The following is a 14,931-nucleotide window of genomic DNA, read 5'->3' on the forward strand; positions in this document are numbered from 1 at the left end:
TTTCAACAGTATCGGCCCAATGCGGACGTTTGCTTCCGCAACGGGGCCGAGGTCCCTGGTTTTGCAACCAGCCCTTCGCTGTCTTCCTAATGGAGGGTGTGCTAATGTTTTACTAGCTTGGGATCAGATCGATTTCAAATTTGATCGCTGGCGCGTGGGCGCCGAGCTGGCAAACATCTAGTAGTAATCTTTGAGGGGATCCCCGCCGCCTCGAAAGCGAGCAAGACGACATCACGACGAAGTATCGAGGGATAGTTAACAGCCATAGGGCCGCGATAACGGCAGGGGTACAAATGACTTTTTTGGTGCGCGTATGGCTAGCGTTGACGGTTGTTCTGGCAATTGTGGTTACTATGTTAGCGGTGCTGGTTAAGCTACAGAACGAGGCGGTGTATTCGCAGCTTGTGCGGCAACGACTTTCGGTCATTGCAGCGGCAACCGCCGCCCCCTTCCGGTCAGTCTCGGAACTTGGTCTCACGGTGGCGACGGTGCGCAATGCCCAAGAGCTGCTGAACCGGGCTTGGCAGACCGACCCCACGATTTCCAACATTGTTCTGCTTGATGCAGCCGGCGGAGTTATCCTTTCTGTGCCGGATACTGCTGTTCCATTTAGCGGGCGCCAAATGGGTCGCGCGATGGAAGAGGGCTCCAACAGCCAGTGGGGTCTTGAGACTGCGACCGCGCTGATCAGCGGTGCCACCATAAAGGACGAGAACGACGAGCGGGCCGCTGCATTGGCAGTTATCTACCCGATGAACGAATTGCGGAACCACAATCGCCTTATCAGTTCGCAAATCTGGCTGTCCGCGCTGGCGCTTCTGACCGGATTCTCGACCCTAGCTTACGCCGCATTGCGCTATCGTCTGCGTCCGGCCATCCGCACCCTTGATGATATCGCAAGCCATGCCGAAGACGACAGCACTTTGACTGCCGGCGACTTTGCCGATTTTCGAGCGACGCTCGCCGCAGGCACCGCAAAATACCGTTTGGCAATGACAAAACTTGCTGCGCTTATTGGAGCAGACCGCGCGGAAGCTCCACCTGCGTGGCCACAGGGTGCCGACGTCATCTCGGTTCCCGATAGCCCCATGGCTGTCACGGTGTCGCGACGGCTTACGGCGCTCATAGCCGTCCTGGTGCTGGGGATCACCGTATCGCTCGGCACTGTCGCCTACCGCAGCATCGATGAGTCCTTTGCTCCCGAACTCGACAAGCGCACGAGGCTTATTGGCAGCATTGCCAATGATGCTATTGCCCGCACGCTAAAGGCGGGTGTGCCACTCGATATGATGGTCGGTGGACGCGAATTCTTCTCGTCCCTGCTTCGCGACTTTCCAGAAATTTCCTACTTCGCGCTGGTCACCAACCGACCCATTTTGGAGATGGGCACCCGCCCGCCCACCACGACGTCGGTGATGCTACAGGCAGGGACCGTTGTGCCGATCGTCGTCGACAACAAGCTGGTGGCCAATGTCGTCGTAATCAAGAACGCGGGATACCTTTCGCGTCAATTCCGCGATCTCATTCTCGACCTCCTGGTGGTGACGCTGGTGACAATTCTGTTGGCGGTTGAACTGGTCTCCGTGATGACCAATCACTCGCTAACCGGACCCTTGACCCGCCTCGACTACATCCTGAAGCTTCAGGCGGCCGGCGATTTCTCCCACCGCATCCTGGTGAGCGGGATTAGCGCCGTCGATAGGCTGGGCCAAGCCCTTTCCTTGCGTGCTGAGCGGCTTGCGGCAATGATGGCAGCCGCCCAGGAGCTACCCAAGGGCACCCGTGCCGTGCAACTGGAACCGGACTTCATTATCCCGGCTGGCCGGCCGCTCATCATGAGATTTTGCAGTCTAGGCGATGTGCGACTTCCGCTTTTCCTCATCGCCGCGGCTGACTCATTTCCACTGTCGTTCTTTTCGCTTTATGTCCGGGATGCCGACAATCCGCTGACTTGGCTCAACCCGGGCATCGTTATCAGTTTGCCGCTCGCCGCCTATCTCACAGCCATTGTCTTCGGTTCGCCCTATGCGCGTCCGCTGGCGAAACGCTTCGGGCACCGCAACCTGTTCCTGTTTGCTTCCATCCCAGCGGCCCTCTCGAATTTCGGGTTCTTCATTTCCACCAATGTGCTCGAAATTATCTTTTTCTGTGTGTTCAGCGGCATTGGCTATGCTTTTGCTTCACTCTCTTGCCAGGACTACGTGATCGACGCTGCCCCAAAGGAACATCGGGCCCAAGCGCTAGGGCTGTTCCACGTGGCGATGTTTGGCGGCTTCTATGCTGGAACGGCACTGGGAGGCGTGGTTGCCGACCGTCTGGGCGAGCGCAGCGTATTTCTGGTTTGTGCCGTCTTGATCGTTATCTCCGCAGCGATGATCTTGCGCATGCTCCCTGGCCCCACCCACGTTTCGGCGCTCACCGAGCAGGGCGGCCGCTCTAAGCTGCGGCAGTTGCTTGGAACAATTGCTGATGGCCAGTTCGCGACCCTGCTGTTTGGCATTATCTTGCCCCAAACGATCCTCGATCAGGTCTTCATCTCCTATCTCCTGTCGCTGCAGATGAACGCGTTAGGCGCCTCCACGGCCGATACCGGACGCCTGATGATGATCTACTTTCTGATGGTGATCCTGTCAGGGTCACTGTATGGGCGACTGCCTGCCGGCAGGATCTCGGCAGTGGGCATCACTGTCGCCGGAGCATTGCTTGGCGGAGTGACGCTGCTCGCAGCAGCGGCAGTTACCAACGGCTGGACAATGGTCGTTGCCGCAATCGGCACCGGCCTTGGCTACGGCCTGGTGAGCGGGCCGCAGACGGCCACGGTGATGGAACTTGCGGAAGGAAGGCTGGCCCATATCGGTTCGGAAAGGGTCCTTGGCGCTGTCAGGGTCATGGACCGAATTGGCAGCGTTGTGGGCCTTTTCGCGATCGCCGGCGTCGCTGGCAGTTTTGGCTATTCCGCCGCAATGGGCTTCATCGCCATCTTGGTGCTGGCCGGGGTTGGCTCGTATCTCATCTACCACGTGGCAAGCCACAGCTTGCCGATCATCGCAGGGAGGAAAGCATGAAATTGACATACCCTATGTTGGCCGGGGCCGCGCTAGCTTCTTGCCTCGTTCTTCCGCCTCGGGTCGAGGCGGCGGAGAAGACCGTTGTGATGATAACGTGGCTGGGCTGCGAGGATGTCTGCAAGGGCCTCAAGGACTCGCTTGAAGAAAAGAAAATTGATGTCAGCTTCGTCGTCGACGATGCGGCACAGGACAAGAGCAAGCTGCCCGACTTTGTCAAGGATGCACGCGACCGCAAGGCTGACGTGGTGGTCACCTGGGGCACCAAGACTACTCTAGGCATGGTCGGCACGTTGAAAGACCAGCAGAACAGCGATCTTCTCAATGACATCCCTGTGGTGTTCACCGTGGTAGCCGATCCGATCGGTGCGGGTATCATCGAAAGCTACGAAAAGACTGGCCGCGCCAATGTGACCGGTACCCGAAACCGAGTTCCCGAAAGCGTCAACATTAAGAGCATCAAGCGCTACCTGCCGAGCTTCGATCATCTCGGCCTCCTGTTCGACCGCAGTGAGCCCAACTCGGTGAAAAAGACGGAGGAACTGACGGCTTTGTCGGAAAAGATGAAGTTCAAATTCGACGCATTGCCACTGCCGGCGCTTGCCGATGGAACTCCGGATCCAGCCAAGCTCCCCCAGGCTGTCGCTCAGCTGAAGGCGGCCGGCGTGCAATTCGTCTACTTGGGCTCGAGCACCTTCCTTGAAAAGAATGCGGACGTCTTCACCGATGCTGCCGTGGCAAATGGTCTACCGGTGCTCAGCCCCTATGAGCATCTGGTCAGCGAATCCCGGGCGCTGATGTCGGTGGCCGCCCGCGACTACGACGTCGGCAAGCTGGCCGGCGAGCAGGTGGCCAAGATCCTGGCGGAGGGTGCCAAGCCTGGCGACATGCCTGTCGTCGCCATGGAGAAGTTCGCCTATCTGGTAAACATGAAGGTCGCTAAGAAACTCAACTTGTTTCCACCTGTCGAGTTCCTGCAATTCGTTGAGAAGGTGGAGTAAACGTTACGACAAAACGAGGGCAAGCAGCGGGGCGAAGGGAAGCGGGTGCTTTGGCGCACGTCCGATTCTGTAACACGATGAATGTCGGCAAATGGCGGATAGTGTTGAAAAAGTCCCACGCACCGCAAAGTGGCCCCTGATAATAAAATCCTGTTCCACCCCGGCGCATTGCATGAAAATTCAATTTTGGGGTCTTTGCGGAACGCCATTCTAAACTGCCCAGACGCGAAGCGACTATCGCCGCACCCGCGACGCCCAGCGTGGTCGCCGGCAATGTCCGCTTAAAGGCAGTGGCACAGTTAACTTTAATGACCGAGGTGAGGCGCATTGCTGACTGGCGGCTCTGGGGCCGAAGGCTGCCAGTCCGGTTTGCGCAGCCAAGATGGAAAGGGCAGATATTCGCCTGAAGGGGCGGCAGCCCGAAGCTCACTCAAGTCGGACGGCTGCAGCGTCGCTTATCGATGGCCAAGGATGTTACAGGTGCGCGTCATCCTACGATCGAGGCGCCCGCCGGTGCCGTCCACGTATTGCAGAATTGGGAACGAGCCTCAGAAATAGAAGGGAGAGGAAGCGGCCGTTGAACATCGAATCGATCAATCCATGTTGATCCGCGGACCTGTTGCCCCGTTCAGCAATCGCTTCAAATGGAAGCTCGCAAGCTGGTCCCCTGCGCGCCTGCCTACTTCAGCAGCGAACGAGGTGACCGCACTAGGGTCGCCGGCTTCCAGCTTAGCGAAGGCCGCCAGGTAATCCTTCGTCGCGAGGTCGTCGCATTGCTCAGGCCTTAGTGGCTCGTAAGCGCGCAGCGACTCCGTTCGTCCTCTCAACACGAGGTCACCCACCGGCCGCCCTCGGAAATTCATAACTTGCCTCGCGACGCTCTCGCTCAGGCAAATACGGGTGCCTAGTTGTTTGTTGGCGGCTTCCAGCCGCGCCGCGATGTTGATGGTGTCTCCATAGGCCGTGTAGTCGAAGAAGCGGGCGCCGCCGAAATTACCGACGATCGCCGGCCCGGCGTGGGCGCCGATACGGGTGGGGCCGAGCGCCACGCCCCTGGCGCGCCAGCCGGCGCGGAAGTCTTCCGAAAAGTCGTCGAGGTCAAGCGCGCAAGCGACGGCGCGGGCGGCACGGTCGGGCTGGTCGCCCGGCGCGCCGAAGAGCACATGCAGTGCGTCCCCGACGATCTTGGCCACCGTGCCCTCGTGGTGGAAAACGATGTCGGTCATGCCGGCGAGGTACACGTTAAGCAGTTCGCCCAGTACCGCCGGGTCGAGTGTCTCAGCCAGCGCAGTGAAGCCGGCGATGTCAGTGAAAAGCGACGCCACCTCGCGTCGCTGCCCGGCAAGCTCGCCAGCGTCGCTGGCGAGCCGCTCGGCGAGGTTGGGCGAGAAGTAACGCGACAGCGAGGCGTGCGCGCGCTCGGCCGCCACCTGCTTGCCCCGCGCGTCGCGCAGAAGGGCAAGGTGCCTCAGCGTCTTGGCGATAGTCGTCTCCAGGTCGGCGAAATCGATCGGCTTCACAAGGAAATCATAGGCTCCGCGGTTCATTGCCATGCGGATGTTGGCCATGTCGCCGTAGGCCGACACAATGATGGTCGACAAACGCTCCTCGGCGTCCTGGAGCTTCGCAAGCAGCGACAGACCGTCCATGCGCGGCATATTGATGTCGGCAACGACCATTTCGATGCCGGGATTTGCGGCGATCACGTCCAGCGCCTCGACGCCGTCGCGGGCAAAGATAAAGCTCACTGCCCCGTCGCGGATCTGGCGGCGGAACTTTTGCAGCACGAGCGGCTCCAAGTCCGGCTCGTCGTCGACGACGAGGATCAGCGCCGTCACGCCGCGAGCCCGACGCGGGCGTCGATCTCGCCGCGCAGCGCGACGAAATCGAGGGGCTTCGTCAACAGCGCCTCGGCGCCGTTTTCGAGCGCCTTCCGCTTGGTCTCGGGGTCGCCATAGGCGGTGATCATGATCACGGGCACATCGGGACGCAACGCCTTCGCTTTCGGCAGGAGCTCGAGGCCGCTCATGCCCGGCATGTTGATGTCAGATAGGATGAGGATCAGCGAGGCACTTTCCGCCGCCTCGATCACGCTGAGAGCGTGCGGCGCCGAAAGCGCGAATGCCATGTCGAAGCGCCCCGCTCTCAGGTCGCGCCGGAACTGCTGCCGGAAAAGCACCTCGATGTCGGGTTCGTCGTCGACGACCAGGATGAGCAGACTCAAGCGCTTCCTCCAGCTTTGGCGAGCGTCGCGGCGCCGCGCGGCAAACGATGCGGAATTCGGTGAAGGAACCCAGCTCGGTGTCGACCTCTATGGTGCCTGCGTGCTGTTTCACGACGATGTCGTGGCTTAACGACAGGCCTAGCCCCGTTCCCTCGCCCGCCGGCTTGGTGGTGAAGAACGGGTTGAACATCTTTTCCTTCACCTCCGGCGGGATGCCGGTGCCGTTGTCGCGGATCCTGATCTCGACCGCATCGCCCAGGTTCTTCGTCGATGCCGCCAGCACCGGCTCGTAGCCGGTTTCGCCATTGGCCACACGTCGTTTCGTTGTCGCGTAAAAGCCGTTGGAGATCAGGTTCAACAGCACTCGGGTGATCTCCTGCGGAAAGAGATCGACCTTGCCGGCGCCTGGATCGAATTTCCTTTCCAGGGTGATGTTGAAGCCTTTCCCCTCGGCGCGCGCGCCATGATAGGCGAGGTTCAAGCTCTCCTCCACGACCGCATTGATGTCGATCGGCCGGTGCTCGCCCGAGCCCGAGCGCGAATGGAGCAGCATGTTCCTGACGATCGAGTCAGCGCGCTTGCCGTGCTGTACCACCTTGTCGAGATTGCCCTTCAGCATGTCCGATAACTCGTCGATCTCCGAGCGGGTCTTGTCGTCAAGCGCCGCGCCTTGCAGCGCCTCGCGCAGCTCCACGATAAGGTCGCCGGACAGCGAGGAAAAGTTGTTGACGAAATTGAGCGGGTTCTTGATCTCGTGAGCGATTCCCGCGGTCAGCTGGCCGAGCGAGGCGAGCTTTTCGGTCTGCACGAGTCGATCTTGGGCCTTGCGCAAGTCGTCCAGCGAGCGCGACAGGTCCTCGGTGCGCGCCTGCACCTCGTCGAACAGGCGGACATTCTCGATGGCGATGACCGCTTGATCGGCGAAGGTCTTCAAAAGTTCTACTTGCTTGGCGGCAAGAACGCCCGTCTCAGCGCGCCCGACTGCTATGCAACCGATGGGCAGGCCGTCACGCAGCATCGGCACGGCGACAGCGCTGCGCAGGCCCGAAAAAGCCGCCGCGGCGCGGTGCGTGAATTCACTGTCCAAGGTGAGGTCTGGGATCTGCGCCACGTCAAGATAGAGGATCGCCCGTTCGGCGGCGCTGCCGCGAGTAGGTGCCACGGGAAAGGTGTTGCGTACGATATGAACGCTTTCTTCGGTGATGCCGTGATGCGCTACGAAATGCAGAAGCTCGCCATCATATCTGTAGACGAAGCAGAACTGCGCTTCGCACAGACGGGCGGCACTTTGCGCTATCATGTTGAACACCGGCTGCACATCAGTGGGCGAGCGGCTGATGACGCCAAGCACATCGCTGGTCGCCGTCTGGTACTCTAGCGCCTCGGTAGCCTCCCGCGTCCGCTGCTGCACTTCCTCGAACAAGCGGACGTTCTCAATCGCGATGACGGCCTGGTCGGCGAAAGTCTTCAGCAGTTCGAGCTGCTTGTCTGTGAATGGCCTTGCCTCGGCGCGCCGGATCATTATCGCTCCGATGACGTCCTCCTCGCGCAGGAGCGGAGCCGCAAGGATCGCGCGGAATCCGAGCCGTCGCGCAAACTCGGCTCCGACCGGAAACTCCCTGCCGGCCTCCTGCAAATCAAGGACATGCACCGGCGCGCGATCGAGCACCGCGCGGCCGGTGACCACGTCCCGGGCGACCGGCAGTCCCGTGTCGTCGACGGGGATCGGCCCGTGATGGGCTCCCACCGCCAGCCGACCGGCGCGTCGCAGGTAGATCGTCGCGTCATAGGCGTCGCAGAGGCGCGCTGCGCTTTCGGCGACGGCGTCAAGGACTGGCTGGATGTCGGTCGGTGACGCGGCGATGACGCGCAAGATAGAGCCCGTCGCAGTCTCCCGCTCCAGCGCCTCGGTTACTTCGCGATTGCGCGCCTGCACCTCCTCGAACAGGCGCACGTTCGCGATGGCGATGGCAGCCTGATCGGCGAAGGTCTCCACCAGTTCGATCTGGCGTTGTGAGAACGGCCCCACGGTCCGTCTCGCCATGCCGAAGACGCCGATCACGTCTCGGCCTCGCTTGAGGGGGACCGAAAGGGCCGCGCGGAAATGGCCCATGCTCGCCGCTTCCGGCCTTTTGTATTCCATATCCTTGGACACATCGGGCACATGGACGGTTGCCCCTTCGAGGGCCGCTCGACCTTGAAATGTCCCACGCCCGATCGGGTGTGGATGGCTCTTCTCATAAGCGCGAAGTTCATCTGTCCAACCGGTCCCGGTCATGACCCGTAGCCAATCGCCATCGCGCAGTGAGATCGAGCCCATATCACCGCCTGCCAGGCGGATCGCCGAATCGAGTAGCGTCTGCAATACGGGTTCAAGGTCGAAGGCCGACCGGCTGATGACCTTGAGCACGTCGGCGGTCGCAGTCTGCTGAGCAAGCGCTTCGGTCAGTTCGGCCGTCCGTGCCTGCAATTCTTCGAATAGCCCCACGTTCGAGATGGCGATCACGGCCTGGTCGGCGAAGGACTTCAGAACCTCGATCTGCCTGTCGCTGAACGGTCTCACCTCTCTTCGCCGCAGGCTAATCGCACCGATCGCTCTTCCATCCCCCACGAGAGGTGTCGCCAGAATGGTGCGAAAGCCGTACTGAATGGCCTTTTCCCGTCCTGCCGCGAATTCGGTCCCAGCCTCGGACAAGTCTTCGACCTGCACGGTCCTCGCATCGATCACCGACCGCGCCATTACCCGGTCTCGCTCCAGTGGCCACGGCGCCTCATCGACCGCAATTGGGCCCGAATGCGCGCCGAGATGGAGCATATCGTTCTTCTTGAGCCGGATGATTACGTCATAGGCCTCGCAAAGACGGGCGGCGCTAGCCGCCACGGCGTCGAGGACCGGCTTGATATCAGTTGGCGACGAGGCGATGACGCGAAGCAGCTCGCCGGTGGCCGTCTCGCGTTCGAGCGCTTCGTTGAGCTCCCGCGTGAGATGCCCAATCCTAGCTTCGAGTTCGTCGTGTGATTGCCGCATGCAGGTTCTAGGCCTCGGTCGCAGCGCTGCCCACTAGGTCGAGATGCGAACCATAGGCAGAATGGCAGTAGAAATACTAGGTCGCTCGACGGTCAATCGATCCGCCCTCCATTCGCAGCGAGGAAGATCGGCAGCCGGACTCTCGACATTTTTAATAGAACGGGTCGCCGGTAGTCAGAATCATCAGGTGGCACTTCTACAAAGGGCCTGCGCGGGCTTGATCGCAACCTTCCAGTAGCAAACAGCAATGTCAGGTGTTTGCGCAACTGCGATGTCCAAGGTGGTCGCCAGCAAGGTCTGCTATCGGGCAGAGCAAAGATCAACTCAACGGCCGACAAGAGGCGCGAAGCTGCCGTTTGTTGGGGCACGGCCCACTCTAGTCCGCTCTGACGTGCCAAGCAGCTCGTTTCACTCCACCGAATTTTCTGCTTGAATACCTCTGAAACCTGCCGTGGAGCGCCTCCCATTTTGGAAGATCCCTTCGCCCCCCTACGGCAACGTTTCCTGGCCCGGTGCGCCGCTCAATTAGCGGAGTTGAAGGCGGCGCGTCACACAGCCCTTTTGAAGGGCTCCAACGACTCGCTGATTGGGACGGCGCACTCGCTCGCTGGAGCCGCGGGAACCTTCGGGTTTGCGGAGGTCAGCGTGCAGGCATCGGCACTGGAAACATCGCTGATCGAGCGGGCGGATGACGGAGCCGTGCATGCCGCGCTCGATGCGCTTATAACTGAAATCGAGCGGACGCTGCGGTGATTCAACTGGCTGGCTCACTTCTTCGGCCCAGTCAGGCCGGTCCTAGTCATCTCGCCCCAGCTTTGGTCGGCGCGCAGATATTGCCACCATCCCTTCACGCGCCAGAGATTGTTGAGCTGGCGGTAACCGAAATTCTCGATCACAGCCACGGCCGTGAGCAAGGCGAGATCCCGCGCGCGCGGAAAACGTCGAAGCTCGGCCTCTTCGAGGACCAGCGAACACACGCTCACGCAAACCCCGTAGGTGAAAACCAGCGACGTGAATGCCAAGAGATATTCGGTCGAAAGGATGCCGAGCAGCCAGAAGGTCGGGATCAGCACATAGCCCAGCACCTCCGATATCGGCCCCAGCACATCGACAATCAATATGTGGCCAAACCCAAGGAAGCCAACGCGCCCATAGCGGGGGTTGAAGAGCATGGAGCGGTAACGGAAGAAGCATTCGAGCGCACCGCGCTGCCAGCGCGTACGCTGCCTTGCCAGAACGCGAAGCGACTCCGGCGCTTCGGTCCAGCACACCGGCTCAGGAATGAACTGGATGCTGTATCTTCGCTTGGTGTCCATCATGTGCCGATGCAGCTTGATCACGAGGTCCAAATCTTCACCCATCGACCCACTGGTGAAGCCGCCAACCGCCACAACTTCCGTGCGGCGAAACAGACCAAAGGCGCCGGACACCAGCATCAGCGAGTTGATGCGGCTCCACGCAAGCCGCGCCATGAGAAAGGCCCGCAAATATTCGACCACCTGCAGCAGCGGCAATAGCCGGCGCGGCAGCCGGACCTCGCGCACCCTGCCACCTTCGATCCTGGAGCCGTTGGCAATCCGAATCGTGCCGCCCACGGCGATGGTGCGCTCTGGATCGTCGATGAAGGGCTGCGCGGCACGCATCAACGCATCGGGCTCGAGGATGGAATCGCCATCGATCACGCAAAACAGCGGCGCGCGGCAGACATTGATACCGGCATTCTGGGCATCGGCCTTGCCGCCATTTTCCTTGTCGACCACGAACAGCCGTTCGGTAATCAACGAGGAATAGAGCCCACGAATCGGCTTGTGCGCCAGGGCGTCCTCATAAGGCCGGTGGAATTTCACCAGCTTGAAGCCTTCGATAAGGCGCTGCAGAGTCTGATCCTTCGAGCCGTCATTGATGACGATCACCTCGAAATTCGGATATTCGAGCGCCAGCATCGAGTGCACGCTCTCGACTACGTTAACTTCCTCATTGTAGGCAGGCACCAGCAGCGCGATCGGCGGCGCGACGTCGCCGTAACGGTGCCACAGCAGGGCCGATCGCGCGACCGGCGGGCGCTTGGACAGCGCGTAGGCGGCAATGATGAGTTGCAGGAGGTATACCGCCGTCTGCGCCAGCCCTGCCCCAATGATGAACCAGGACAGGATGGAGGCACCCAGGACGATCTCTTGGCTCCAGTCGAACATCACGCGGCCGGCCCCTCGGCAAGGATCAGTGAGGCCGTGCGCTGGCGGCGCGAGACCTCGCTGGCGGCGATCTCGCGCAGCACCTGTTCTCCCTGCTGGCCGAGCGAGCGCAATGCGTTAGCGGCGGCATAGCGCACGGTCCATGCCTCGTCGTCCATCAGCTGAGCGAGGGGCGCGGCGAGTTCAAACAGGCCGAGGCGGCCCGCTGCATCGGCGGCGTCGGCACGCACATCCCAGCCGCCATCTTCCATCGCCTTGGCCAGGATGGCCGGCGCATTGGCATGTCCCGTCAGGCCGAGTGCCCGCAATGCGGCTGCGGCGACCTCCGGTGACGGATCGCCAGCCGCGCGAGCAAAGAACTCACCAAACCGGAGGCCTCCGTTGCGAGCAAGCGCATCGATTGCCGCCGCCCTGATAAAAGGCACTGCGTCCTCACGGCTGCCGTAATCCTCAAGCTCGTCGAACCGCTTTGACGGGAAGCGCCTGAAAAGCTCGATCACGCGCCTCGAGCGCTGCCCCGCCACGCCGATCTTGCGTAGCGTTATAATCAGCGGCGGCAGGGCGCCGATATCGCACAGCGCAATGGCGACGGCGATCCTGACCTCGCGCGACCGGTCGCGATCGAGCGCCGAAAGCAGGTTTGCCACCGCGTCCTCCGAACGCAGCGCCCCCAGCATCTCGGCCGCGTGGATGCGTTCGGCGCCGTTGCCCTTTTCAAGCTGGGTGCCGACAAGGGTCGGCAGGCCACATTCGTTGAAGGCTGAAAGCAGCTCGTCGTGCTCCTCGCCGCGCAGCAGCGAGATAAACTCGAAGCCGGCATCGATCGCCACCCTTGCCGGCACCGCAAGCAGCGCCGTCTTCAATGCCTCGCGATCGCGATTTTCGGTGAAGGCGATCAGCGCCGTTAGAAGAAGGCGCCGCTGATCGGCGCCCGCCGTCCCCCGGCGCTCGTGCAGCACCCGGCGCCCGATCAGCAGAAGCATGATCACCAGGGAAAGGGCACTGAGCAGGATGGACAGGTACCAGACGTACAACATGATCAGAACCGCGCAGTCAGGCCGAGCCCGAATGTGGTTAGATCGAATGTCGGGCGCTGCTCATGGGCGAAGCTACTGCGCAGCGTCAGCGGGTCGGAAACGTCCAAGGAGATGCCCCCAAAGACGGTACGCGTAGGCACCAGCGTGCCGTCGGAGATCTCGGGGGCATCCCCAAAACCACCAAAAACATTGACGCTAGGGGTAACTGCAAGATCGACTCGCAGGACATAACCATCGGCGCGCGTGCCGATATCGTCGGCCGCGTGCACCCATCGCGCCGCAAGCCCGAGCCGGCCATCCAGGACATAGGCCTGCACCCAAGGCGAGATGGTGGTGATCTCGGTGTTGGCAAAATTGTCATAACGGGTATCGATGTTGAGCGAGAACGGACCGAACCTCTTTGCGGCCGCCAGGATCTGCCATGAAGCGCCGGCGCCTATCGAGGAGCGCGCCAGGAAATCGGCATCCGGCGTCACGGCCACCAGCGCATACGCTGAAACCGACGGCGAAAAGGCCTGGTCGATGCGGCCTTCGATCTGAAGGTCGGTGCGGCCATAACGGGTCGCCACTCGGGTGCGGCCGGAAATGGTCATCCGCGGGGTGAGCCGATAGGCAACCCCGGCCAAACTGTCGGTCCATTCGCCAAGGCCGTCGGTGAGCACACTCACTTCGCTGCCCAGATCGAACCGCCATTTGCGCGGCGGTGGCGCGGCCAGCCTCTGCTCGATATCGGGTGAGCCAGGCTCGAGAGCAAGCGCCTGCCGGTAGGCGTCGCGCGCAGCGTTGTCGTCGCCGCGCTCCCGGCGCAGGTCGCCAATTCCCACCAGCGCCTCGGCATTGCGCGGATCGATCGCCAGCACCCGCTGAAACGACTGCTCAGCCCGCGTGTAGTCCTGCTCGACTAGGGAAACACGTGCGTCGAGAGCGATCGCCTCGGCGTTGCCAGGCACATTGCCAAGCACATCATCAATCATAGTGCGGGCGCGCGGCACGTCGACCTGCCAGATTGCCACGCGCACCTTGCCGAGGCGGGCATCGAGAAGTCCGGGCCTGATGGCCAGCGCCCGGTCGAAGAAATTCCCGGCTTCGTCGAATTTCTGTTGGGATCCAGCCACGAGACCCATGGCGACCAGGATGTCGGTGTTTTTCGGCGCCAGCCGCAGCGCTCGGCGGTAGGCGTTCTGCGCCTCGGGCAATTGTCCCGCCGCCCGCAATCTCTGGCCCTTCTCCATCAGTCCGGCGACGGGATCCGGCCGCGGCGGACGCAGCCTCTTCCTCACGGTCGCAGGCTTCGCTTTGCTGCTACCGGCTTGCTGGGCCTTGTGGATGCTGGCGACAAGCGTACTCGCATCGGCATTCTCGGGCTGGGCACGCGAGACTTTTTCGGCCAGCGGCAGGGCAGCGTCCAGATTGCCCGACCGGAACTCGACCTGAGCCATGCCGAAGCTGGCATCCAGATATTCCGGCGCAATCGCAAGCGCCTTGGAAAACGCTTCACGCGCCGCCCGCAGATTGTTGCGGCCAAGTTCGGCGAAGCCAAGTTGCACCAGGGCGTCGGCATTGTCCGGCTTGAGCGCCAGCGCACGCCTAAGCAGCTGCGCCGCCTCGTCGAAATGCTGGGCCTGTCTGGCCTTGACGCCGGAGGCGTACAGTTCCTCGACCGTCTGGGCCAGCGTCGCGGCGGGCGCTGCCGCAACCGCCACGAAGACGCATGCTGCAACCATGGCGCACCGGCCGCGCCTCATCAGCGCTTCCCGCTCTTCCGCGCCAATAGACGCGCAAGCCGGGCCAGGAGTTCCTCGGGAATGAAGGGTTTCACAAGGTAGTCGTCGGCCCCCTTCTCAAGGGCCGAGACGATGTCTTTTTCGCCCTTGCGGGCGGTCAGCATGACCACCGGGATTTCCGACAAAGCCGGGTCGCTCTTTATGCGGGCAAGAACCTCCAGGCCGTCGGCCTTGGGCATCATAGCGTCGAGCACGATAATATCGGGCGCCTCATGCTCCGCCTTCAAGAGCGCTTCCGCCCCGTCTACTGCTTTGATGACCTCGTATCCCTTTGCCCTGAGCCTGAATTCCATCAGTTCGATCAAGAGGGGATCGTCATCGCAAATCAGAACTCTTGCCTTCGCTCCGTTCAACCGCCTTGCTCCGGTTCCGTCGCCCCCCGGAGTGATCAATCCATGAACCACATCCGCCAACGTGGCTCATGCAGAGAAACAGTTCTCAACTCTCATCGACGTCTGCCGATGCCAGGCGATTATAGACCGCCTGATTCGCTACGCCTGCACCTCGGCACAATCAGTAGATGAATAAGGAGACATGGTATAGGAGCCGTGAACGGCGTCGCTCAGTCTGCTGCCACGCTGCGCTCGGTGCCCAAGCCAA

The 14,931-nt window shown here is 61.5% G+C and carries 10 protein-coding genes and 1 pseudogene; 4 read left to right on the forward strand and 7 right to left on the reverse strand.

What is annotated here, in order from left to right:
* The first annotated feature begins 293 nt into the window (after positions 1 to 293).
* Positions 294 to 3,065 (forward strand): MFS transporter, encoded by a 2,772-nt coding sequence (locus NLY43_RS03025; RefSeq protein ID WP_286459651.1) that lies wholly within the window; start codon positions 294 to 296, stop codon positions 3,063 to 3,065.
* Entirely contained in the window at positions 3,062 to 4,066 is a 1,005-nt protein-coding gene (locus NLY43_RS03030) for an ABC transporter substrate-binding protein (protein ID WP_081731694.1), read from the forward strand. The genes NLY43_RS03025 and NLY43_RS03030 overlap by 4 nt, the downstream gene beginning before the upstream one ends.
* Before the next feature lie 593 nt (positions 4,067 to 4,659).
* Here the strand turns inward: NLY43_RS03030 and NLY43_RS03035 are convergent.
* The 3 genes and pseudogenes from NLY43_RS03035 to NLY43_RS03045 all read right to left on the reverse strand — a co-directional run.
* A complete protein-coding gene (locus NLY43_RS03035) occupies positions 4,660 to 5,904 on the reverse strand; it encodes an adenylate/guanylate cyclase domain-containing protein (RefSeq protein WP_023713656.1) in 1,245 nt (414 codons plus the stop codon).
* On the reverse strand, positions 5,901 to 6,290 hold the full coding sequence (locus NLY43_RS03040) for a response regulator (RefSeq protein ID WP_023723443.1): 390 nt from the start codon (positions 6,288 to 6,290) through the stop codon (positions 5,901 to 5,903). The genes NLY43_RS03035 and NLY43_RS03040 overlap by 4 nt, the downstream gene beginning before the upstream one ends.
* Positions 6,291 to 6,393: 103 nt before the next feature.
* Positions 6,394 to 9,171 (reverse strand): annotated as a pseudogene (locus NLY43_RS03045) (GAF domain-containing protein); the annotation flags it as partial.
* Between NLY43_RS03045 and NLY43_RS03050 the strand changes: the two are divergent.
* Positions 9,085 to 9,309: a hypothetical protein gene (locus tag NLY43_RS03050; protein WP_286461060.1), complete on the forward strand. Its 225-nt coding sequence runs from the start codon at positions 9,085 to 9,087 to the stop codon at positions 9,307 to 9,309. The pseudogene NLY43_RS03045 and the gene NLY43_RS03050 overlap by 87 nt on opposite strands.
* 477 nt (positions 9,310 to 9,786) lie before the next feature.
* The gene (locus tag NLY43_RS03055) at positions 9,787 to 10,071 is read left to right on the forward strand and encodes an Hpt domain-containing protein (RefSeq protein ID WP_023713659.1); all 285 of its coding nucleotides are present in this window, start codon (positions 9,787 to 9,789) and stop codon (positions 10,069 to 10,071) included.
* A 14-nt stretch (positions 10,072 to 10,085) separates the two neighbouring features.
* Here the strand turns inward: NLY43_RS03055 and NLY43_RS03060 are convergent, their stop codons facing one another.
* From NLY43_RS03060 to NLY43_RS03075, 4 genes are read right to left on the reverse strand one after another with little or no spacing between them, the layout of a single operon-like run.
* Positions 10,086 to 11,510, reverse strand: a complete 1,425-nt coding sequence (locus tag NLY43_RS03060) for a glycosyltransferase family 2 protein (protein ID WP_023713660.1) — start codon at positions 11,508 to 11,510, stop codon at positions 10,086 to 10,088.
* Positions 11,510 to 12,547 (reverse strand): HEAT repeat domain-containing protein, encoded by a 1,038-nt coding sequence (locus NLY43_RS03065; protein ID WP_023713661.1) that lies wholly within the window; start codon positions 12,545 to 12,547, stop codon positions 11,510 to 11,512. Before NLY43_RS03065 ends, NLY43_RS03060 begins: the two co-directional genes overlap by 1 nt.
* A gap of 2 nt (positions 12,548 to 12,549) precedes the next feature.
* Positions 12,550 to 14,292, reverse strand: coding sequence for a YaiO family outer membrane beta-barrel protein (locus NLY43_RS03070; protein WP_023713662.1), 1,743 nt, complete (start codon positions 14,290 to 14,292; stop codon positions 12,550 to 12,552).
* Positions 14,292 to 14,684, reverse strand: coding sequence for a response regulator transcription factor (locus tag NLY43_RS03075; protein ID WP_023713663.1), 393 nt, complete (start codon positions 14,682 to 14,684; stop codon positions 14,292 to 14,294). The genes NLY43_RS03070 and NLY43_RS03075 overlap by 1 nt, the downstream gene beginning before the upstream one ends.
* Positions 14,685 to 14,931 lie beyond the last annotated feature (247 nt).

This window comes from Mesorhizobium sp. C416B (assembly GCF_030323165.1).
In the GTDB taxonomy this organism is placed as follows: Bacteria; Pseudomonadota; Alphaproteobacteria; order Rhizobiales; family Rhizobiaceae; genus Mesorhizobium.